The sequence below is a fragment of the Pantoea sp. USMM079 genome (assembly GCF_037153115.1).
Classification (GTDB): Bacteria; Pseudomonadota; Gammaproteobacteria; order Enterobacterales; family Enterobacteriaceae; genus Pantoea; species Pantoea communis.
The window spans coordinates 1-223 of the sequence record NZ_JBBCKX010000100.1; the positions used below are offsets into that span (position 1 = coordinate 1).

Here is a 223-nt window from a genome sequence, read left to right on the forward strand (position 1 = left end):
AATGCTTGTCAGTTAAGATCTTAATGGAGGCCGCAACGGATAACGTTGTGGCCTCTTTTTTACCGCCCTTGGGTAATGCCGCACTCTTCTTTCCGGCAGCACCAGCCCTGGAGCCATCGCCATTATCTCTTCCATTATCCGCGGTATTTTTCCCGGTGAGATGCCCGGTAGCAGGCTCAGATGACTTCTCAGATACAGTGCGGACTGCTTAAAACTCATCTGA

The 223-nt window shown here is 50.7% G+C and carries 1 pseudogene; it reads right to left on the bottom strand.

Features of this window, described 5'->3' with window-relative positions:
• Window positions 1-12: 12 nt before the first annotated feature.
• A pseudogene (locus tag WFP70_RS26700) lies at window positions 13-223 on the bottom strand (IS4 family transposase); the annotation flags it as partial.